At 71.9% G+C, this 18,520-nt stretch carries 21 protein-coding genes; 6 read left to right on the forward strand and 15 right to left on the reverse strand.

Going from position 1 to position 18,520, the window contains the following annotated elements; all coding sequences use genetic code 11:
* Positions 1-8 precede the first annotated feature (8 nt).
* Genes ACA361_RS05620 through ACA361_RS05635 form a run of 4 tightly spaced genes read right to left on the reverse strand, consistent with a single transcriptional unit; the run spans position 9 to position 3,761 of the window.
* On the reverse strand, positions 9-920 hold the full coding sequence (locus ACA361_RS05620; RefSeq protein WP_375010696.1) for an ABC transporter ATP-binding protein: 912 nt from the start codon (positions 918-920) through the stop codon (positions 9-11).
* Entirely contained in the window at positions 917-1,825 is a 909-nt protein-coding gene (locus ACA361_RS05625) for an ABC transporter permease (RefSeq protein ID WP_375010697.1), read from the reverse strand. Before ACA361_RS05625 ends, ACA361_RS05620 begins: the two co-directional genes overlap by 4 nt.
* Positions 1,822-2,739, reverse strand: coding sequence for an ABC transporter ATP-binding protein (locus ACA361_RS05630; RefSeq protein WP_375010698.1), 918 nt, complete (start codon positions 2,737-2,739; stop codon positions 1,822-1,824). Before ACA361_RS05630 ends, ACA361_RS05625 begins: the two co-directional genes overlap by 4 nt.
* 2 nt (positions 2,740-2,741) lie before the next feature.
* Complete coding sequence (locus ACA361_RS05635) at positions 2,742-3,761, reverse strand: DUF389 domain-containing protein (RefSeq protein ID WP_375010699.1); 1,020 nt, start codon at positions 3,759-3,761, stop codon at positions 2,742-2,744.
* A 160-nt stretch (positions 3,762-3,921) separates the two neighbouring features.
* On the opposite strand from ACA361_RS05635, the gene ACA361_RS05640 reads away from it, so the two are divergent.
* Positions 3,922-4,608 (forward strand): HNH endonuclease family protein, encoded by a 687-nt coding sequence (locus ACA361_RS05640; protein ID WP_375010700.1) that lies wholly within the window; start codon positions 3,922-3,924, stop codon positions 4,606-4,608.
* A 23-nt stretch (positions 4,609-4,631) separates the two neighbouring features.
* On the forward strand, positions 4,632-4,982 hold the full coding sequence (locus ACA361_RS05645) for a hypothetical protein (protein WP_375010701.1): 351 nt from the start codon (positions 4,632-4,634) through the stop codon (positions 4,980-4,982).
* 42 nt (positions 4,983-5,024) lie between these two features.
* On the opposite strand, the gene glmM is transcribed toward ACA361_RS05645, so the two are convergent.
* The 3 genes from glmM to rplM form a co-directional block, all read right to left on the reverse strand.
* Positions 5,025-6,368 (reverse strand): phosphoglucosamine mutase, encoded by a 1,344-nt coding sequence (gene glmM, locus ACA361_RS05650; protein ID WP_375010702.1) that lies wholly within the window; start codon positions 6,366-6,368, stop codon positions 5,025-5,027.
* A 382-nt stretch (positions 6,369-6,750) separates the two neighbouring features.
* Positions 6,751-7,272: a 30S ribosomal protein S9 gene (rpsI, locus tag ACA361_RS05655; protein WP_366617524.1), complete on the reverse strand. Its 522-nt coding sequence runs from the start codon at positions 7,270-7,272 to the stop codon at positions 6,751-6,753.
* Between the two features lie 160 nt (positions 7,273-7,432).
* A complete protein-coding gene (rplM, locus tag ACA361_RS05660; protein ID WP_375010703.1) occupies positions 7,433-7,876 on the reverse strand; it encodes a 50S ribosomal protein L13 in 444 nt (147 codons plus the stop codon).
* A gap of 800 nt (positions 7,877-8,676) precedes the next feature.
* Here rplM and ACA361_RS05665 point away from each other — a divergent pair.
* The 3 genes from ACA361_RS05665 (at position 8,677) to ACA361_RS05675 (ending at position 12,511) form a co-directional block, all read left to right on the forward strand.
* Complete coding sequence (locus tag ACA361_RS05665) at positions 8,677-9,555, forward strand: CAP domain-containing protein (RefSeq protein WP_375010704.1); 879 nt, start codon at positions 8,677-8,679, stop codon at positions 9,553-9,555.
* Between the two features lie 142 nt (positions 9,556-9,697).
* Positions 9,698-10,744, forward strand: a complete 1,047-nt coding sequence (locus ACA361_RS05670) for a hypothetical protein (protein WP_375010705.1) — start codon at positions 9,698-9,700, stop codon at positions 10,742-10,744.
* A gap of 24 nt (positions 10,745-10,768) precedes the next feature.
* Entirely contained in the window at positions 10,769-12,511 is a 1,743-nt protein-coding gene (locus ACA361_RS05675; RefSeq protein WP_375010706.1) for a hypothetical protein, read from the forward strand.
* Between the two features lie 16 nt (positions 12,512-12,527).
* On the opposite strand, the gene truA is transcribed toward ACA361_RS05675, so the two are convergent.
* The 8 genes from truA to infA form a co-directional block, all read right to left on the reverse strand.
* Positions 12,528-13,457, reverse strand: a complete 930-nt coding sequence (gene truA, locus ACA361_RS05680; RefSeq protein WP_375010707.1) for a tRNA pseudouridine(38-40) synthase TruA — start codon at positions 13,455-13,457, stop codon at positions 12,528-12,530.
* 177 nt (positions 13,458-13,634) lie between these two features.
* Positions 13,635-14,159, reverse strand: coding sequence for a 50S ribosomal protein L17 (gene rplQ / locus ACA361_RS05685; protein ID WP_375010708.1), 525 nt, complete (start codon positions 14,157-14,159; stop codon positions 13,635-13,637).
* A gap of 129 nt (positions 14,160-14,288) precedes the next feature.
* Positions 14,289-15,302 carry a DNA-directed RNA polymerase subunit alpha gene (locus tag ACA361_RS05690; protein WP_366617536.1) on the reverse strand — a complete coding sequence of 338 codons (1,014 nt, stop codon included), beginning with the start codon at positions 15,300-15,302 and terminating at the stop codon, positions 14,289-14,291.
* A gap of 128 nt (positions 15,303-15,430) precedes the next feature.
* Complete coding sequence (gene rpsD / locus ACA361_RS05695; RefSeq protein WP_366617538.1) at positions 15,431-16,057, reverse strand: 30S ribosomal protein S4; 627 nt, start codon at positions 16,055-16,057, stop codon at positions 15,431-15,433.
* Between the two features lie 21 nt (positions 16,058-16,078).
* Positions 16,079-16,480, reverse strand: coding sequence for a 30S ribosomal protein S11 (gene rpsK / locus ACA361_RS05700; protein WP_344596409.1), 402 nt, complete (start codon positions 16,478-16,480; stop codon positions 16,079-16,081).
* A gap of 60 nt (positions 16,481-16,540) precedes the next feature.
* Positions 16,541-16,921: a 30S ribosomal protein S13 gene (rpsM, locus tag ACA361_RS05705; protein ID WP_375010709.1), complete on the reverse strand. Its 381-nt coding sequence runs from the start codon at positions 16,919-16,921 to the stop codon at positions 16,541-16,543.
* A 237-nt stretch (positions 16,922-17,158) separates the two neighbouring features.
* Complete coding sequence (gene rpmJ / locus ACA361_RS05710; RefSeq protein ID WP_018657566.1) at positions 17,159-17,272, reverse strand: 50S ribosomal protein L36; 114 nt, start codon at positions 17,270-17,272, stop codon at positions 17,159-17,161.
* A gap of 64 nt (positions 17,273-17,336) precedes the next feature.
* The gene (gene infA, locus ACA361_RS05715) at positions 17,337-17,558 is read right to left on the reverse strand and encodes a translation initiation factor IF-1 (protein ID WP_197009446.1); all 222 of its coding nucleotides are present in this window, start codon (positions 17,556-17,558) and stop codon (positions 17,337-17,339) included.
* 315 nt (positions 17,559-17,873) lie between these two features.
* On the opposite strand from infA, the gene ACA361_RS05720 reads away from it, so the two are divergent.
* Positions 17,874-18,431: a hypothetical protein gene (locus ACA361_RS05720; protein WP_366617542.1), complete on the forward strand. Its 558-nt coding sequence runs from the start codon at positions 17,874-17,876 to the stop codon at positions 18,429-18,431.
* Positions 18,432-18,520: the final 89 nt, after the last annotated feature.

Genomic DNA, 18,520 nt, shown 5'->3' on the forward strand with positions numbered 1-18,520 from the left:
AGTGGTATTCACCGGGCCACCAGGTAGGAGAAGACGCTTTCGAGGGACTCGTCGGACGGGGAGACCTCCCAGAGGCGGACGTCCGCGTCCCGGGCGATGCGCGGGAGCACCAGGGTGAAGCGCTGGAAGTCGGTCGCCTCGACGCGCAGGCCCTTGTCGGTGAGCTCGACGCCGCGGGCCGAGCCGTCGGCGATGATCTCGGCGGCCAGCCGGCGGTCGTCGGTTGAGCGCACCAGGAACAGGTGCGGCCGGTCGGTCATCAGCCGGCGGATGCGGCGGTAGTCGCCGGACGCGGCGTGCCGGCCGGCCACGACCACCTCGATGTGCCCGGCGAGCCGTTCCACCTCTTCGAGGATGTGCGAGCTGAACAGGATCGTGCGGCCCTCGGCGGCCATCCGCCGGATGAGGTCCATCAGGTGGAGCCGCTGGCGCGGGTCCATGCCGTTGAACGGCTCGTCCAGGAGCAGCACGGGCGGGTCGTGCACCAGCGCCGAGGCCATCTTGATGCGCTGCTTCATGCCCTTGGAGTAGTTGCCGATGGCGCGGTCGGCGGCGTAGTGCATCTCGACCAGGCCGAGGGCGCGCTCGGCGGCGGCGCCGGGCTCGGGGAGCTTGTGCAGCTTGGCCATGGCGAGGATGAACTGGCGGCCGGTGAGGAAGTCGTACGCGGCCTCGCGTTCGGGAACGAGCCCGAGGCTGCGGTAGATGCCGGGGTTGTGCCAGATCGGCACGCCGTCGAGCGTGACCGTTCCGGACGACGGCGGCAGGAAGCCGCCCATCATGTGGATGAGGGTCGACTTGCCGGCGCCGTTGGGCCCCAGCAGCCCGGTGACGCCGGGGCCGATCGTCATGGAGACGCCGTTGACGGCGACGACGTTCCCGTACCAGCGGGAAACCTGCTCCAGCCTCAGCTCCGTCATGAGAGCCCCGCCTTCCGGAAGCGCGTGTAGAGGACCAGGACCGCGCCGGCGACCAGGGCCGCGCAGACGCCCAGCGCCACCGCGCCGCCGAGGACGCCGGGCGCGATGGCGATCGAGGAGCTCTGCGCGCCGAGCAGCCGCACCTGGACGATGTCGATGAGGTTGAACGGGGTGAACAGGCCCGCCCAGCCGGCCAAGGCGAACTCGGTGCGCATCTCCGCCAGGCCCTGCACGATCGCGACGAACGCGGTGCTGAGCATGAAGACGGCGATGACGGCGGCCACGCCGAAGCCGCGGCGCGGCGTGAACGCGGCCACCACCAGCCCGATCGCGGCGAGGACCAGCGCGAACAGCACGCAGCCGACGAGGCCGGCGAGGTAGTCCAGCAGCTGCCGGCCCGAGTTCGGGATCTTGGTGATCAGGCCGCCGACGTACAGCACGGTGATCGGCGCCGCGGTCAGCGCGAACAGCGCGGTCGCCATCGCCCCCAGCTTGGCCAGCACGAAGTCCAGATGCCCGACCGGCCGGGAGAAGTACAGCGGTACGACATGGAAGCGGATCTCCCGGGACGCCAGCACCGGCGCCTGGGTGGCGACGAAGATCGCGATGATGACCTGGAGCGTCGGCGCGTACGACGCGTAGCGCATCAGCATGTCCGGCTCCTTGGAGATCGCGAAGACCGCGACCGAGCCGGCGGCGGGCAGCAGCATGATCGCGCCCAGCAGGAACGGCATCACCTTGGCGCGCGCGGGCCGGCCGATGCCCCACGCGGCCCGCAGGTTGTGGACGTACAGCGACCGCAGCACGTACCCGCGGCCCGCCCGGCGGCCCTCGTAGTTCCGGTAGCCGATGTCGTGGATGGTGCTCGCGCTCATCGCTCCCGTGCCCGTGGATTCGGTGCTCATCGGGCGACTCCCTGCGCCTCGTCGGCCGCGAAGACCTCTTCGATGCGGTGCCGGCGCTGCTCCATCCGGATCAGCCGCAGCCCGAGGTCGGCGACGCCGTCGCGGACGAGGTCGTAGGTGGTCTCGCCGGCGATCTGGACGACCAGGAACCGGCCCTCCGGCTGGACGGCGGCGCCCGCCTCGTGCAGGAGCCGCCCGAGCTCGTCGCGGCCCTCCTCCACCTCGACCGTGAGGACCCCGCTGGCCGCCGTGTACGCCTCGACCGCCTGCGACCGCAGCAGTCTGCCGCCGTCGATGATGACGACATGGTCGCAGACCCGTTCCAGCTCGCCGAGCAGGTGCGAGGTCACCAGGACGCTGATGCCGAACTCGGTGCCGATCCGCCGGATCAGGTCGAGCATCTCGTCGCGGCCGGCCGGGTCCAGGCCGTTGGTGGGCTCGTCGAGGAAGACCAGCTTCGGGTCGTGGACGAGGGCCTGCGCCAGCTTCACGCGCTGCCGCATGCCGGTGGAGTAGCCGCCCATGGGGCGGTAGCGCTCCTCGTACAGGCCCACGTGGCGCAGCGTGTCGGCGGCGCGCTCGCGGGCCGCGGTCGGCGGCAGCCCGCACATCCGCGCCATGTGGACGACGAACTCGGTGGCGGACACGTCGGGCGGCAGGCACTCGTACTCGGGCATGAACCCCACCCGCTCGCGGATCCGCGCGCCCTCGCGGGCGATGTCGAGGCCCAGCACGGCGGCGCGGCCGGCGGACGGCGGCAGCAGCCCGAGCAGGATCTTGATGAGCGTCGACTTGCCGGCGCCGTTGGCCCCGACCAGTCCCACGACCCCCGGTTCCACGGCGACGGTGAGGGCGTCCAGCGCGGTCACCCTCGGGAACCTCATCGTGAGGCCTTCGGTGGCGATGATCGGCATGTTCACGAACCTAGCCCTTCGCCGGACCCGGGGCGTCCCCCTGGAGGATTACCACCGGGAGATGAGCCCGCGAAGGAGCCGGGAGACCGCCGCCCCTTCCGGCGGAGGACGAACGCCCAGATCCGGCGCTGGACGAGCAGCGTCAGCGTACCGGCGATGATCATCCCGGCCAGGTTGAGGCCCAGCTGGAGCAGCGACCCGTCGATCTCGCTGCCGTGCCGCAGCGCCAGCGCCACCGCCAGGTTGCCGGCCGCGGGCACGGTGGTGACCGAGATGAACACCCCGACCAGCGCCGACGACTTCCCGGCCGTGAGCGACAGGACGCCGCCGGCGCCCGCGAGCAGCGCGACGATGAACGACCAGCGGTCCGGGCTGTAGATGAACGCGGTCATCGGCCGCGAGTCCGGCAGCCGGTCCAGCTCGATCACCCCGATCCACCAGCTGACCAGCGCGCACGCGTAGGTGACCGCGATCGCGATGGCGAACCCGACGGTGAGCGTGCGCAGCGCGGTGCCGATGCGCCGCGGGTTCCGGTGCACGATGCCGAGGCAGATCGCCGCGACCGCGCCGAACTCCGGGCCGAGCACCATCGCGCCCACCACCAGGATCGGCGAGTCGGTCAGCGCGGCGATCCCGGCCAGCTGCGTCGCCAGCGCCAGGAACACCACGAACGACCACGACAGCACGCTGTCGGCGGCCGTACGGCGGTCGAGCTCCTCCCAGACCACCGCGTCCTCGCCGTAACCGGGGGCGCGCTCCTCGGCCCGCTCGGCGGACGTCGACAGCGTCAGGTCGACCTGCTCGATCCCGATCCCGCCGTCGCGGTCGATGCCGAGCTCCCGCAGCGCGGCGAGGATCTCGTTCGCCGACTCGCGGGCGATGTCGGCGGTCACCAGATCGCCCGCCGGGGACCGCGCGGCGCCCGGCACGACGACCACGTTGGTCGCGCCGGAGGAGTCCGCGAGGGCGGCGCAGACCGCCTCCGTACGGTCCGCGGGCACGATCGCTCTCAGGTGCAGCACCCTCCACATCGTGCCGCATGGGCGGGAACGGCGTTGCCGTCGTCCACAGGGTGGCGGCGGGGACAGGAGGGGGTGACAGTGAGTAATTTTCGCAGTAGCCCCCGGCAAAGCGGGCATAAATGCTTCCGACATGGACGCAAAGTGATTGGACGGTCACGATATGGCGCGATCGCGCCGGACGATCCTGGGCCTCGGCCTCTCCACCGCGCTCCTGGCCACCGGATGCAGCGCGGAGGTGGGCCTGTCGAACCCCTCCCCCTCGTCCAGCTCCAGATCCGGCCCCGAGTCCACCTCCGCCGGCGGCGGCGATCCCCGGAAGGCCGAACGCGACCTCGCCCGGCTCCGCACCGCCGCCGAGGGATCGGGCGGCGGGTACGAGCGGGACCGCTTCGGCACCCGCTGGAAGGACATCGACCGCAACGGCTGCGACCAGCGCAACGACGTGCTGGCCCGCGACCTGGAGAGCGTCCGCAAACGCGGCGGCTGCGTCGTGCTGAACGGGACGCTGCACGACCCGTACAGCGGGAAGGACATCACGTTCAGCAAGGCGGACGCGGCCGAGGTCCAGATCGACCACGTCTACCCGCTCGCGCTCGCCTGGCGCATGGGCGCCGCCGGCTGGGACGAGGAGCGCCGCGAGCGCTTCGCCAACGACCACGCCAACCTGCTCGCCGTCTGGGGCGTGCCGAACCAGCAGAAGAGCGACAAGGGCCCCGGCGAATGGAAGCCGCAGAAGGCTTACCAGTGCACGTACGCCACCAGGTACATCGCGGTCGCCACGAAGTACTCCCTTCCCGTCACCGGCGCCGACCGTACGGCCCTCAAGGGCTTCCTGGAGCGCTGCTGATCGTCGCGGCATAGGCTGGCGCCATGAGCACCGAGCCGAACGACCCGAACGAGCCGAGCCAGCCGGACCTGCCCGATGAGAGCGCGCACGCCGCCGCCGGGGAACGGCCCCGCGTCCGTACCGAACGCGGGGTCGGGGCCCGCGCCACCGGCGCCGAGGTGACCGGCGCCTCGGCCACCGGTCTCACCCTCCGCGCCGGCAACGCCTTCGGCTCGCTGGCCCTCGGCTCGATGGCGCTGGGCGCGCTGGCCGTCGGCGCCATCGCGATCGGCAAGCTGGTCGTCAAGCGCGCCGTCGTCCACCACCTCGAAGCCGGCACGGTCGAGATCAAGCACCTCAAGGTCGGCAAGCTGGAGATCACCGACGCCGGCTGACGCCTGGCCCGCGCGCCGACGGGACGAGGCGGGACGGGGCGGTCAGCCCAGGGCGGTCCGGACGACCTCGGCGAGGCGGTCGGCGATCTGCTGGGCCTGCTGCTCGGACGCCGCCTCGACCATGACCCGGACCATGGGCTCGGTGCCGCTGGGGCGGAGCAGCACGCGGCCGGTGTCGCCCAGCTCCGCCTCGGCCGCGGCGACGGCCGCGGTCAGCTCGGGGGCGGTGTGCGCGCGGGACTTGTCCACGCCCTTGACGTTCACGAGCACCTGCGGCAGGCGGGTCATCACCTTGGCCAGCTCGTCCAGCGGCCGGCCGCGGCGGGCCATCGCGGCCAGCAGGTGCAGGCCGGTCAGCACGCCGTCGCCCGTGGTCGCGTGCTCCAGCATGATCACGTGGCCGGACTGCTCACCGCCGAACCCGAAGCCGCCCTCCTTCATGGCCTCCAGCACGTAGCGGTCGCCGACCGCGGTCTCCACGACGGTCAGCCCGGCCTCGCGCAGGGCGTTCTTGAACCCCAGGTTCGACATCACGGTCGCGACCACCGTGTCCGCGGGCAGCCGCCCGGACTCGCGCAGTTCCAGCGCCAGGATCGCCATGATCTGGTCGCCGTCGATCGGCTCGCCGCTCGCGGTGACCGCCAGGCACCGGTCGGCGTCGCCGTCGTTGGCGATGCCCGCGTCCGCGCCGTGCTCCCGGACGGCCTGCCGCAGCGCCTCCAGATGGGTGGAGCCGCAGCCGGAGTTGATGTTGAGGCCGTCGGGGGCCGCGCCGATCGTGATCACCTCGGCGCCCGCCCGGCGCAGCGCCTCGGGCGCCACGTCGGAGGAGGCGCCGTTCGCGCAGTCGACCACGACGCGCAGGCCGTCCAGGGACACGGGGACGGTCGAGACCAGGTGCGCCACGTACTGCTCGACCGCGCCGTACGCGTCGCGGACCCGGCCCACGGCGGCACCGGTCGGCGGGTCCCAGTCCTGGCCGAGCGCGGCCTCGATCCGGTCCTCGATCTCGTCGGGCAGCTTGTGGCCGCTGCGGTCGAAGAACTTGATGCCGTTGTCGGGGGCCGGGTTGTGCGAGGCCGACAGCATCACGCCGAGGTCGGCGGTCAGGGTGTGGGTCAGGTACGCGACCGCCGGGGTCGGCAGCACCCCGAGCCTCAGCACCTCGACGCCCGCGCTGGCGAGCCCGGCCACCACCGCGGCCTCCAGGAACTCCCCCGACGCCCGCGGATCCCGGCCCACCACGGCCAGCGGGCGATGGCCCTGGAACGCTCCCGCCTCGCCCAGCACGCGCGCCGCCGCGACGGACAGGTCCATCGCCAGCGGTGCGGTCAGATCGCGGTTGGCGAGCCCGCGTACGCCATCGGTCCCGAAGAGACGACCCACAGTTCAACTCCCGATAAGGCAAAAGACCGCGGGGCACGGCCGGGGCCGGCGCCCCGGCCGCTCCACACGGTCGAAACTAGTGCGCATGCCCCGCGCGCTTCCGGCGGCACCGCGCGGCGCGCCCGGATTGCGGCACGTAAGCCATGACGTCCATCAAAGCAGCCAAAGGGCCGGATCGTCCCAAGGAATCCCCATCCGGCCGTCCGGATGGGGTCGCGGGGACACCGGCGGAGCCTGGAGCGGGGCCCTGAGAGAGGCCCTGAGAGAGGCCCGGAAAAGCGGACGAGCCGCCGCACCCGTGCTGCCGACCATGGGGGTCGGCCGCGAGATCGTTCCGGGGGTGCGGCGGCTCGTGCCTGCGATCAACGTCTGGTGAGGCCGATCAGCGCTTGCTGTACTGCGGAGCCTTACGGGCCTTCTTGAGACCGGCCTTCTTGCGCTCGGTGGCGCGCGCGTCACGGGTGAGGAAGCCCGCCTTCTTCAGCGCCGGGCGGTGCTCGATGTTGGCGAACTGCAGCGCCCGGGAGATCCCGAGGCGCAGCGCACCGGCCTGGCCGGTGGTGCCGCCGCCGTTGACCCGCGCCAGCACGTCGAACTGGCCCTCCAGGCCCAGCAGCACGAACGGCTCGTTCACGATCTGCTGGTGGACCTTGTTGGGGAAGTACTGGTCGAGGGACCGGCCGTTGATGGTCCAGTTGCCCGAACCGGGAACGATCCGCACCCGCGCGATGGCCTCCTTGCGGCGGCCGGTGCCGGCGGCCGGGCCGGTCGCGACCGGCTGCGCGAGGAAGCCCTCGCCGGCGGCCTCGGGGGACTCGGTGCTGTACTCCGACGGGGCGTCTTCGTACGAGTCGAGCTCGGCGCCGCCCTCGGCGGTCGTCTCGGTGTCGAAGGACTCGTCCACGGTTCTCCTCGGTCTTCTGGCCAGGGCGGCGGGCCCGCGCGTTCATCGCTCCGGGTGCCCCGGCGGCCACGGGTCTCGGCGCGTACGGGTTCGTACGGCCGGGGTGCTGCTGGTCGTGCTCGGTACTGCCGGTGGTGCTGGGTGCTGCTCGTGCGCCGCGCTACTGCTTGATCTGGGTGATCTCGAACGGAACGGGCTTCTGCGCCTGGTGCGGGTGGTCCGGACCGGCGTAGACCTTCACCTTGCCGAACATCTTCCGGCCGAGGGAGTTCTTGGGCAGCATGCCCTTGATCGCCTTCTCGACGGCCCGCTCGGGGTGCTTCTCCAGCAGGTCGGCGTAGTTCACCGAGCGGAGACCGCCCGGGTAGCCGGAGTGCCGGTAGGCCCGCTTCTGCTCGAGCTTGTTGCCGGACAGCGCCACCTTCTCGGCGTTCACGATGACGACGAAGTCACCGGTGTCGAGGTGCGGCGCGTAGATCGGCTTGTGCTTACCCCGAAGCAGCTGCGCGACCTGGCTTGCGAGGCGGCCCAGCACGACATCGGTCGCGTCGATGACGTGCCACTGACGCTGAACGTCAGCAGGCTTTGGGGTGTACGTGCGCACGGTCGTAGGCCTTCGTTTCTTGTCGACTTCTCAGCGGATTCCTGCTCGCGCCGATCAGAGGCTGATCCGACCTGGCGCTCCGGGAGGCCGGGACCCGATCACGCGTCCCGATCACGCGGGACAGCGCTGCGAGCACACCGGCGGTTGCGGCTCGGTACCGTTCCCCGAAGGACAGGCGTCACCGCATACAACGAATAGGCAGGATACCCAGCGCCGAGGGTGCGGGTCAAAGCGGGGCCCGGCGAGGGACCCGCTGGAGGGCCCTGCCGGAGGGCTCGCCCGGACCCGCCGGAGAACGGTCTGCCGGGACACCGTACCGGCCGTACCCGGCCTCCTGTTTTGGCCAGTAACAAGGACTTGCAGCCCTTTATCGGGATAAGGTGCGGGCCGACCGGTCACTGATGGCGACCGTCACCGTCCAGTCCCCGGGAGTCCCGCCGATGCCCCGTAGTTCCGGCCGACCCGCCGACCCCCGCCGCCCCGGACGTTCCGGCGAGAACGGCGCATCCGGTCCCGCCGTCCCCCCTGGGCCTCCCCCCGGCTCCGCGCCCGGGCAGACCGGCCGCTACGGCAGGCGGGGCGCACCGGCCCCCGGCGAGGCCCGCCTGGTCGCGGGACGCGGAATCACCCCCGAACGGCCCGCCGCCCCTGCGGCACCCCCAGAACGGCCGGCGCCCGCCGCTCCTGCGGCTCCCCAGGCATCCGGAGCGCCCGGAGCACCCGCGGCGCCTGAGCCGTCCGCGAGCCCGGCGGGCGACTGGTTCTCCCGGCCGAGCCGGCCGCGCCCGGAAGAGCCGATCATGGCCGCGTCCGCGGGCGCCCCACCCGCCGGTAGGGGCAGGGACGACCGGCTCGTCCAGGTCGAGTTCGCCGGCCCGCCGATGCCGCCCCGCCGTACCGCGCCCGCCGGCGCTCCGGGGCCCGGCCACCGCGCGCCCGGGTCGCGGCGCAAGCGCGGCACGTCCAAGCCGGCCGTGCTCGCGGCGCTCGGCGTCGCGATCCTCGCCGTCGGCACGGGCGTCGCGATCGACCGGCTCGTCCTGTCCGAGACGCGGCCGGAGCCCATCGCCGCTTCCAATCAGGCCCCGCAGGCGGACGTGCCGGCGCCCGGCACCGACCTCGACCGGCAGCGGAGCGCCGGCGGCGGCGCCACCCCGCCCGCCGCGCCGAGCGAGAGCGCCCCGCCGCTCAAGGAGATGCCCAAGCGGGACGCCGAGCCGTCCCCGAGCCCGGACACCTCCGAGTCGTCCTCCCCGGACGGCTCCAGGCCGGGCGGCGGGACCGCGGCGGCGCCCGGCTCGTCGGTGACCGAGACCGCAGTGGCGCTTCTCACCAACAAGGAGCGCGCCGCGAAGGGCTGCCCGGCGCTGCGCATCGACGCCCGCCTGGTGAGGTCCGCCCGCGCGCACTCCAGGGACATGGCCGCCAACGACTACTTCTCCCACACGTCGCGGAACGGCGACAGCCCGTGGAAGCGGATGGAGGAGGCCGGCTACCCGAGCCCCGGCGCGGAGAACATCGCCAAGGGCTACCCGACCGCCGCGGCCGTGGTGGAGGGCTGGATGAACAGCCCCGGGCACCGCGCGAACATCCTCAACTGCGACCTGCGCGCGATCGGCGTCGGGATGGCGACGGGCGGCGGCGGTCCGTACTGGACGCAGAATTTCGGCTGGAAATAGGACCATTCCGCACGGCACGCGACCTGCCGAAACCGGCGGCGGCCCGCTCACCCCCATGCCATGGTGGGTGTTCGAACCGTCCCGAACAGGGTCCGCGAGCATCGGTCCAGAGCCAGGATGAAGGAACGGTAAGGTCCAAGCCATGGGTTATCCGGGCGATCAAGGCAAACCCGGCGGCTGGCCTCCCGAGCAGCCGCCGCACGCCCCGTACGGAGAAGAGCGGCAGGGCGACGACCCCTTCGCGCCGCGCGGCGACGACGCGTTCGCCCCCCGCGGGGACGACCCCTACGGCGCGCCGCCGGGCGACCGCTTCGGCGGTCCGGGCCCCGGCGATCAGTTCGGCGCCGGCCAGGGCGACCAGTTCGCCTCGGGTCCCGGCGACCACTTCGGCCCCGGCGGAGACTTCGGCGACGGGTACGGGCCCGGCCCCGGCGGCCCCACGCCGCCGCGCAAGAAGCGCAACCTGCCGCTGATCATCGGTGCCGCGGCGGTGGCCGGGCTGGTGCTGGTCGGCGGCGGCATCGGGCTGTCCTCGCTGCTCAAGGGCGACGATTCCAAGGCCGGTACGGCGGGGAACGACCAGGCGGCGACGCAGAGGCCGACGGCGGCGCCGTCCCCGACGCAGCCGGTGCTGGAGCCGGTCAAGCTGAAGAGCCGCACCACCGACCCGAGCCCGCTGTCGCTCAAGGAAGCGTTCGGCAAGTCCAAGTTCAAGGCCGGCGGCGAGAACTACGTGCGCACCGGCTGGCACGCCAGGCGCGACTGCGCCAAGACCGTGAACGGGAGCAAGCTCGTCTCCGCGGTCAAGAAGGGCGGCTGCACGCAGGCGCTCCGGGCCACCTACGCCCGCGGCGACAAGGTGCTCGTCGGCACGGTCGGGGTGCTCAACCTCAAGACCGAGGCCGCGGCCCAGGCCGCCCAGAAGGCCGCGGTCTCGAAGGACGCGTTCCTGGAGCCGCTGGCCGGGAGCGGCGCCAGCAAGACCATCGGCAAGGGCGAGGCGCTCGGCACCGCGCAGGCGCAGGGCCACTACCTGGTGATGACCTGGGTGCAGCGGCCCGACGGCAAGAAGATCCCCGAGAAGTACCACAAGACCGTCTCCGCCTTCGGGCAGCAGCTCATCAAGGGCAGCAATCTGAGCTTCGCCCTGCACTACCGGGAAACCGAAGGAAAGCCCTACTCCAACTGATCTGGGTGAATACCTTTCTTGGCTATGTCTGGACCTAATGAGGGCTCGGAGCGGGCCGGGGACGACGGGACGGAACCCGTTCCCCACCCGGCCCCGCCCAGTTTCGGCAAGGCGGACGACCCCGCGGACGGCGAGGCGGGCGCGCCCGCCGAACTCCGGCTGCCCATCGGCCTGCAGAAGCCCTGGTGGGCCTCCTCCCCCGAAGCGTCCGCCGAACCCGGCGCCGAAGCCCGAGCGGCGGCGGACGAGGACGAGGACGACGGGACGGTCGTCTTCGGCGAGCGCGAGAAGCCCGCGCCGCCGTCCCCCTCGCCGGGAACGCTGGTGGCCGGGCACGGCGCCCCGAAGATCGACACCCGTGGCGCCGTCCCCGCCGAGCCGGTGATCCCGACGTCCGCGCCCTCGTTCCCCGACACCGACCCGGACGGCATCCCGGTCATGCGCCCGGACGAGCCCGCCGCCGAGCCGCCCCCGGAGCCCGGGACCGAAGCCGAGGCGAAGCCTGAACCCCAGGCCCGCCCCGAGCCCGCGGCCAAGCCCGAACCAGAGGCACGGCCCGCGTTCGACGCACAGCCCGAGGCTGAGGCCGAGCCCGCTGCTGAAGCGCGACGCGAGGACGCGGCCAAACCCGGACCAGAGGCACGGCCCGCGTTCGGCGCGCGGACTGCGGCCGGGCCCGAGTCTGAGGCGCGATCCGGAGCGACGCCTGCCGCTGAAGCGCCGCGCGAAGGCGCGGCCGAGTCCGGGGTCGAGGCGGGGTCCGAAGCGCCACGCGCACCCGTACCGGAGCCCGCGGCGGCCGAGACGGCGCCGACGCCGGTGCTGCTGCCGGACGCAGTGGAGCCCGCGAACGTTCAGGAAACCCGGCCGCAGCCGGTCGTTCCGGACACTCCCGCGCCCACGGTGATCACGCCGGTGTACCACGCCGAGGGCGGCGTGCCGGTCGGCAGCGGGCAGAGCCCGTTCAACGCCGGCCCGCTCGGGCCTGGCACGCCAGGCACATCAAGCACACCGGGCAAGGGCGGCAGGCGTGGGCGCAAGCCGCTGCTGATCGGCGGTGGCGTGGTGGCCGCCGCGGTCGTCGCCATCGCGGCGTTCGCGTTCGTGGGCGGCGACTCCGACAGCAAGGGCCGTACCGCCAAGGCGATCGAGTCCTCAGGGACGAAGACCGACCCGACGCCGTCCCAGGCGGTCTCCCCCAGCGCCGCGCCCAGCGCGCCCAGCGCCCCCGCCGACGGCGGCCCGCCGTCCAGCATCGACAGCGCGCGGACCGACACCAAGCCGCTGGCGCTCTCCGAGGCGTTCCCGAACTCGCGGATCGCCCTGGGCGGCCGCGACTACGTCCGCGACCGCGCCTCGGTCAACCACCAGTGCGCGCTCACCGCGCGCGGCGCGATGGCCAAGGCGCTCACCAGCGGGCGCTGCAGCAGCGTCGTCCGGGTCACGTTCCTGGACAGGGAGCGCTCCCTCGCCGTCACCTCGGGCATCGCCGTCCTCCCCACCAAGGCGGGCGCGCTCAAGGCCAACGCCGCGGGCGACCCCAGCCGGTACGAGTGGTTCCGCGGCATGGGCGGCGAGCGGACGAAGAACATCGACCGGGCGGGCGGGTACGCGGCCAGCACCGTGCGCGGCCGGTACATCGCCTACGCGTACGCCACGTACGCCGACGGCAGGCGGCCCAAGCCCGCCGACCCGACGCTGAAGTCGGTCGCCGAGCAGTTCGTCGGATACGCGCTGCGCCCCGTCGACGCCCGCGCCCGCGGCTGACCGCCGCCCGGCCGCGCTACGACGAGGAAGGCGAAGCGGGCGAGGACGGGGACGGGGCGGCCCCGCCGGGGTTGAGGGTGCGGACGCGTCGCGTCTCCTGCGCGCGCCGCGCGAGGTCCTCGGCCTGCGGGTAGCGGATCTCCTCCAGCGACAGGCCGTGCGCGGGCGCCACGTTCACGGCCGAGTCGCGGGTCCGGGCCGCGAGCACCTTCGCGGGCCACTCCACGTCCCGCCGACCGTCGCCGACCACCAGCATGGCGCCGACGAGCGCGCGCACCATCGAGTGGCAGAACGCGTCCGCCTCGACCGTCGCGACCGCCACGCCGCGCTGGGGGGCGGCGGAACGCAGCACCCGGCCCTCCGTGCGGTCCTTGACCCCGTACGGGTCCTCGCGGTGCCAGTCGAAGCGCAGCAGCTCGCGGATCGTCGTCGCGCCCTCGCGCTTGCGGCAGTACGCGGCGAAGTCGTGCTCGCCGACGAGGAGCGCGGCGGCGGCGTTCATCCGGTCCAGGTCCAGGGGCCGCGGGTGCCACAGGACGTCGTGGCGGCGCAGCGGGTCCACGCCCACCGGGTCGTCGCAGACGCTGTAGGCGTACCGCCGCGACAGCGCCGAGAACCGCGCGTCGAAGCCCTCAGGCGCCACCGACACCCGCCACACGCGCACGTCCGGGGGGAGCAGGCCCGCCAGGCGGCGCGGCATGGTGCCGTTCACCATCGAGTACGAGGCGACCGGCACGACCAGGTGCGCGACCTGGCCCCGCGCGTGGACGCCCGCGTCCGTACGGCCCGCCACGGTCAGCACCGGAGGCGGGTCCAGCCGCAGCAGCCGGGCCAGCGCGTCCTCGATGACGCCCTGGACGGTGCGCTGGTTGGGCTGGCGCGCCCAGCCCGCGAAGCCCGCACCGTCGTACCCGATGTCGAGCCTGAGTCGTACCAAAGCGGTCATGTCAGAGCTTCTCTCCCTCGCGGCGCCCATGCCCCGGCGCGCTGGCGGACAACCGACGACCCTCTGACGTGACCATGAAGGCAGTCTGGCAAAGAACGGGCCCGCCGTCCCGTAGCGGAACGGCGGGCCCGTGCGCATGTCGAGCGCGAACTCCCTCGCGGGTGCCCTCCAGGGCTGCTACTTGGCGTCGCCCTCGCCCTTGGACACGTCGTCGGTGATCTCGACGTCGGTGTCCGCGGCCTCGGGGGCCTCGTCGGCCTCGCCCTTGGTGAGCGTGACGTCCTCGGCCGGCGCGGTGTCCTCGGCCGGAGCCGCGGCCTTGACCGTACCGCCCGAAGCGGCCAGGGGCTCGCGCACCAGCTCGATCACGGCCATCGGGGCGTTGTCGCCCTTGCGCGGCCCGAGCTTGGTGATGCGGGTGTAACCACCGGGACGGTTCTCGAACGTCGGCGCGATCTCGGTGAAGAGCTCGTGCACGACGCCCTTGTCACGGATCACCCGGGCCACCTGGCGACGGTTGTGCAGGTCGCCCTTCTTGGCCTTGGTGATCAGCTTCTCGGCCAGCGGGCGCACCCGCCGGGCCTTGGCCTCGGTGGTGGTGACGCGGCCGTGCTCGAACAGCGCCGTGGCCAGGTTGGCCAGGATGAGCCGCTGGTGCGCGGCGCTGCCGCCCAGACGGGCGCCCTTGGTGGGCTGAGGCATGGTCGTTCCTCTCTGCACCGGCCGTATCAGGTACCGGTGTCAGTGTTGGATTGTCGCGCCTTCGGCACGACGGCTGTTGCGGTTCTTGCATCCCGTCTTCCCGGCTGCGCCGGGAAGACGGGGGTCTTACTAGTACTGCTCGGTCTCGGCGTAGCCCGCGTCGTCGTCGCCGTAGTTGTCGGCGGCGGCGCTCGGGTCGAATCCGGGCGGGGAGTCCTTGAGGGACAGGCCCATGTCGTTGAGCTTCTGCTTGACCTCTTCGATCGACTTGGCGCCGAAGTTGCGGATGTCCAGCAGGTCCTGCTCGCTGCGGGCCACCAGCTCGCCCACCGAGTGGATGCCCTCGCGCTTGAGGCAGTTGTAGGAGCGGACCGTGAGGTTCAGCTCCTCGATCGGCAGGGCCAGGTCCGCGGCCAGCGCGGCGTCCGTCGGGGACGGGCCCATGTCGATGCCCTCGGCCTCGACGTTGAGCTCCCGGGCCAGGCCGAACAGCTCGACGAGGGTCTTGCCGGCGGAGGCGACCGCGTCGCGCGGCGCCATCGCCTGCTTGGTCTCCACGTCCAGGATCAGGCGGTCGAAGTCGGTGCGCTGCTCGACTCGGGTCGCCTCGACCTTGTAGGTGACCTTGAGCACGGGCGAGTAGATGGAGTCGATCGGGATCCGGCCGATCTCCTGGCCCGGCTGCTTGTTCTGGGCGGCCGAGACGTAGCCGCGGCCGCGCTCGACCGTCAGCTCCATCTCCAGCTTGGCCTTGTTGTTCAGGGTGGCGATGTGCAGGTCGGGGTTGTGAACCTCGACGCCGGCCGGCGGCGCGATGTCGGCCGCGGTCACCTCGCCGGGACCCTGCTTGCGCAGGTACATCACCACGGGCTCGTCGTGCTCGGACGAGACGACCAGCTCCTTGAGGTTCAGGATGATGTCGGTGACATCCTCCTTGACCCCGGGGACGGTGCTGAACTCGTGCAGCACGCCCTCGATCCGGATGCTGGTGACGGCGGCACCGGGGATCGAGGAGAGGAGGGTGCGGCGGAGCGAGTTGCCGATCGTGTAGCCGAAGCCCGGCTCCAGCGGCTCGATGGTGAACCGCGACCGGAACTCGTCGACCTGCTCCTCGGTGAGGGTGGGACGCTGTGCGATGAGCATGGATGATCCTTCTTTCCGCGGTGCCCGCTATTTGACGACCGCGTTCTCCATGGTACGTGACCGTCCCCCGCACGCCCCGGACCGGCGTTTCCGCAGGTCCGGGGCGTGACAGGGGACGATGTGAGCCCTTACTTGGAGTAGAGCTCGACGATCAGCTGCTCCTGGACGGGAGCGTCGATCTGCTGCCGGACGGGCAGCGAGTGGACGAAGATCCGCATCTTGTCCGCGTCCACGCCCAGCCACGCCGGGACCTGGCGCTCGCCGGCCTCGGCCTTGGCGACCTGGAACGGCGTCATCTCCTGGGACTTGGCCTTGACATCGACGATGTCGGCCTCCTTCACCAGGGCGGACGGGATGTTGACCTTGCGGCCGTTGACCCGGATGTGGCCGTGCCGGATCAGCTGGCGGGCCATGTCGCGGGACTTGGCGAAGCCCGCGCGGTAGACCACGTTGTCGAGCCGGCGCTCCAGGAGGCTGAGCAGGTTCTCACCCGTCTTGCCGCCCTGGCGGTTCGCCTCGACGTAGTAGTTGCTGAACTGCCGCTCCAGAACGCCGTAGATGCGCTTGGCCTTCTGCTTCTCACGAAGCTGGAGCAGGTACTCGGTCTCCTTGGGACGACCGCGGCCGTGCTCACCCGGCGGGTAGGGGCGGATCTCGATGGGGCACTTCGGCCCCTCGCACTTGCTGCCCTTGAGGAACAGCTTCATCTTCTCGCGACGGCAAAGCTTGCAGTCGGCGCCCGTGTAACGAGCCATCGTTTGTCTTCTCCTCCTGGCTCAGACCCGGCGCCGCTTCGGCGGGCGGCAGCCGTTGTGCGGGACCGGGGTGACGTCCTGGATGGAGCCCACCTCGAGGCCGGTCGCCTGCAGCGACCGGATGGCGGTCTCACGGCCGGAGCCCGGGCCCTTGACGAACACGTCGACCTTGCGCATGCCGTGCTCCATGGCGCGGCGCGCGGCCGACTCGGCGGCCTGCTGGGCGGCGTAGGGCGTCGACTTGCGGGAGCCCTTGAAGCCCACGTGGCCGGAGGAGGCCCACGAGATCACGTTGCCGTTCGGGTCGGTGATCGAGACGATCGTGTTGTTGAACGTGCTCTTGATGTGGGCGTGCCCGTGAGCGACGTTCTTCTTTTCCTTGCGGCGCACCTTCTTCGCGCCGACACGGCTCTTGGGAGGCATCTGCTCTCTCTACTCCTGAGGTCATCGATCCGGAACGGACCGAGCGGTCCGCGTGCCGGACTACTTCTTGCCGGCCTTCTTCTTGCCGGCCACGGTCTTCTTCTTGCCCTTGCGCGTGCGCGCGTTGGTCTGCGTGCGCTGGCCGTGCACGGGAAGACCGCGGCGGTGCCGGATGCCCTGGTAGCAACCGATCTCGATCTTGCGGCGGATGTCGGCCTGAACCTCGCGGCGGAGGTCGCCCTCCGTCTTGTAGTTCGCCTCGATCCAGTCGCGGAGCTTGATCAGCTCATCGTCGCCGAGCTGGTGGACCCGCAGATCCGGGTTCACCCCGGTGTTCGCCAGGGTCTCCTGGGCCCGGGTCCGGCCGATGCCGAAGATGTAGGTGAGAGCGATCTCCACGCGCTTGTCGCGCGGGAGGTCGACGCCGAGCAGGCGTGCCATCTCGGGCAGTCCTTTCGTTTCGCGGAGGTATGAGCGCGCCGCTTCCCGCGAACACCCTGCCCGGGTGGCGGCCTCGGCCTCCGTCCGAGGGTTCCCCTTCACACGCCGGTGCCGTACGACCTGATCTAGAGCCTGGGCTCCGGACCGGTTTCGTACGGCGACGTGTGAAGGAGTGCGGTGCGCGTTCTGGAGTTCTCCGGACGCCGTCCCCTCGCGGGGCCGGTGTCCGTCAGGGCGTCAGCCCTGGCGCTGCTTGTGGCGCGGGTCGGAGCAGATCACCATGACCCGGCCGTGCCGGCGGATGACGCGGCACTTCTGGCAGATCTTCTTGACGCTCGGCTTGACCTTCACTGGGTCTCCTAGGTTCAGGGTCACCCCCGCGCCGCCACGCACGGGGAAGGCAACCCCAGTGGGATTACTTGTAGCGGTAGACGATCCGACCGCGCGAGAGGTCGTAGGGGCTCAGCTCCACGACGACGCGGTCGTCCGGCAGGATCCGGATGTAGTGCATCCGCATCTTCCCGCTGATGTGGGCGAGCACCTTGTGCCCGTTGTCCAGCTCCACTCGGAACATGGCGTTGGGGAGGGACTCGATGACGGTGCCCTCGATCTCGATGGCGCCTTCCTTCTTGGGCATGTCCTCCGCGCTTCACTGATCGGCTCATTGGACGTCGGCCCGCAGCGTCCACCACTAGACGTCCTAGGAATCACGAGGAATCCCGGGATCTGCAACGGAAACCGGCCGCGACCATGCCGGGACGGGAAGTCCGGGCAGGAAACGAGGCGGCCGACAGCGAGCCGACATGAGAGTTTACGTCACCCGGCGGCCGAATGTGAAATTGTCGCACGACTCGGCTCCGGAGACTGCTCCCGACCCAAGCATACAGCGCCCGCGCGTTGTACCTTTCGGGAGGAAGGACGTCCAGGGAGGATCCGTCCGGGGAGGGTCGGCATGCCGAGTTACGACTTCGCGCTGATCCTCAGCCGTCCCCTCTTCGAGGAGGAACTGGACGACCTGTTCGACCGCACGCACGGCTACGTCACGGTCTCGATCGTCACCGAGCCGCAGCACGCCGAGCGGCCCGGCAACGCCTCGTGCACCTGGCAGGGCCGCACCCTCGCGGCCGCGATCATGGAGCTGGTCGAGCACATGGAGGCCAGCGCGCCCGGGCTGCGCGTCCAGCGGGTCGAGGCGGACCCGCTGCTGACGATCCGCGACATCTCCGAGCGCGTCGGCCGGTCGGTCGACTCGGTACGGTTGTCGATCACCGGCGCGCGCGGGCCGGGCGGGTTCCCCGCCTCCGAGATGTCGTCGGCGGGGCACCGGCTCTGGCGCTGGTCGAAGGTCGCCGCGTGGTACGACTACGACGACCCGCAGCTGCGCGAGGCCCGCCCCACCACCCAGGCGATCAACGGCTGGCTCGCGCTGCGCGACGTCGTACCGGACGTGGCGCCGGCGGCCGAGGACGTCACCACGGCGCTCCAGGCGGTCATCCAGCACGTGGCCTGACCGCGGTCCCGCCGCGTGCTCTGACCAGGGGCTCGCGGGCCTCCCGGCAGGGTCCGCGCCACGCCCGGGACGCCCCCGGCGCGGACGTG

The sequence above is a fragment of the Actinomadura sp. 21ATH genome, from assembly GCF_041951345.1.
Lineage (GTDB): Bacteria > Actinomycetota > Actinomycetes > Streptosporangiales > Streptosporangiaceae > Spirillospora.

What these genes read in the sequence shown, in the direction of transcription:
- ACA361_RS05620 (WP_375010696.1), bottom strand. Translation starts at nt 920, where the DNA reads ATGACGGAGCTGAGGCTGGAGCAGGTTTCCCGCTGGTACGGGAACGTC.
- ACA361_RS05625 (WP_375010697.1), bottom strand. Translation starts at nt 1,825, where the DNA reads ATGAGCACCGAATCCACGGGCACGGGAGCGATGAGCGCGAGCACCATC.
- ACA361_RS05630 (WP_375010698.1), bottom strand. Translation starts at nt 2,739, where the DNA reads ATGCCGATCATCGCCACCGAAGGCCTCACGATGAGGTTCCCGAGGGTG.
- ACA361_RS05640 (WP_375010700.1), top strand. Translation starts at nt 3,922, where the DNA reads ATGGCGCGATCGCGCCGGACGATCCTGGGCCTCGGCCTCTCCACCGCG.
- ACA361_RS05645 (WP_375010701.1), top strand. Translation starts at nt 4,632, where the DNA reads ATGAGCACCGAGCCGAACGACCCGAACGAGCCGAGCCAGCCGGACCTG.
- ACA361_RS05665 (WP_375010704.1), top strand. Translation starts at nt 8,677, where the DNA reads ATGGCCGCGTCCGCGGGCGCCCCACCCGCCGGTAGGGGCAGGGACGAC.
- ACA361_RS05670 (WP_375010705.1), top strand. Translation starts at nt 9,698, where the DNA reads ATGGGTTATCCGGGCGATCAAGGCAAACCCGGCGGCTGGCCTCCCGAG.
- ACA361_RS05675 (WP_375010706.1), top strand. Translation starts at nt 10,769, where the DNA reads ATGTCTGGACCTAATGAGGGCTCGGAGCGGGCCGGGGACGACGGGACG.
- truA (WP_375010707.1), bottom strand. Translation starts at nt 13,457, where the DNA reads ATGACCGCTTTGGTACGACTCAGGCTCGACATCGGGTACGACGGTGCG.
- rplQ (WP_375010708.1), bottom strand. Translation starts at nt 14,159, where the DNA reads ATGCCTCAGCCCACCAAGGGCGCCCGTCTGGGCGGCAGCGCCGCGCAC.
- ACA361_RS05690 (WP_366617536.1), bottom strand. Translation starts at nt 15,302, where the DNA reads ATGCTCATCGCACAGCGTCCCACCCTCACCGAGGAGCAGGTCGACGAG.
- rpsD (WP_366617538.1), bottom strand. Translation starts at nt 16,057, where the DNA reads ATGGCTCGTTACACGGGCGCCGACTGCAAGCTTTGCCGTCGCGAGAAG.
- rpsK (WP_344596409.1), bottom strand. Translation starts at nt 16,480, where the DNA reads ATGCCTCCCAAGAGCCGTGTCGGCGCGAAGAAGGTGCGCCGCAAGGAA.
- rpsM (WP_375010709.1), bottom strand. Translation starts at nt 16,921, where the DNA reads ATGGCACGCCTGCTCGGCGTCGACCTCCCGCGCGACAAGCGCGTGGAG.
- infA (WP_197009446.1), bottom strand. Translation starts at nt 17,558, where the DNA reads ATGCCCAAGAAGGAAGGCGCCATCGAGATCGAGGGCACCGTCATCGAG.
- ACA361_RS05720 (WP_366617542.1), top strand. Translation starts at nt 17,874, where the DNA reads ATGCCGAGTTACGACTTCGCGCTGATCCTCAGCCGTCCCCTCTTCGAG.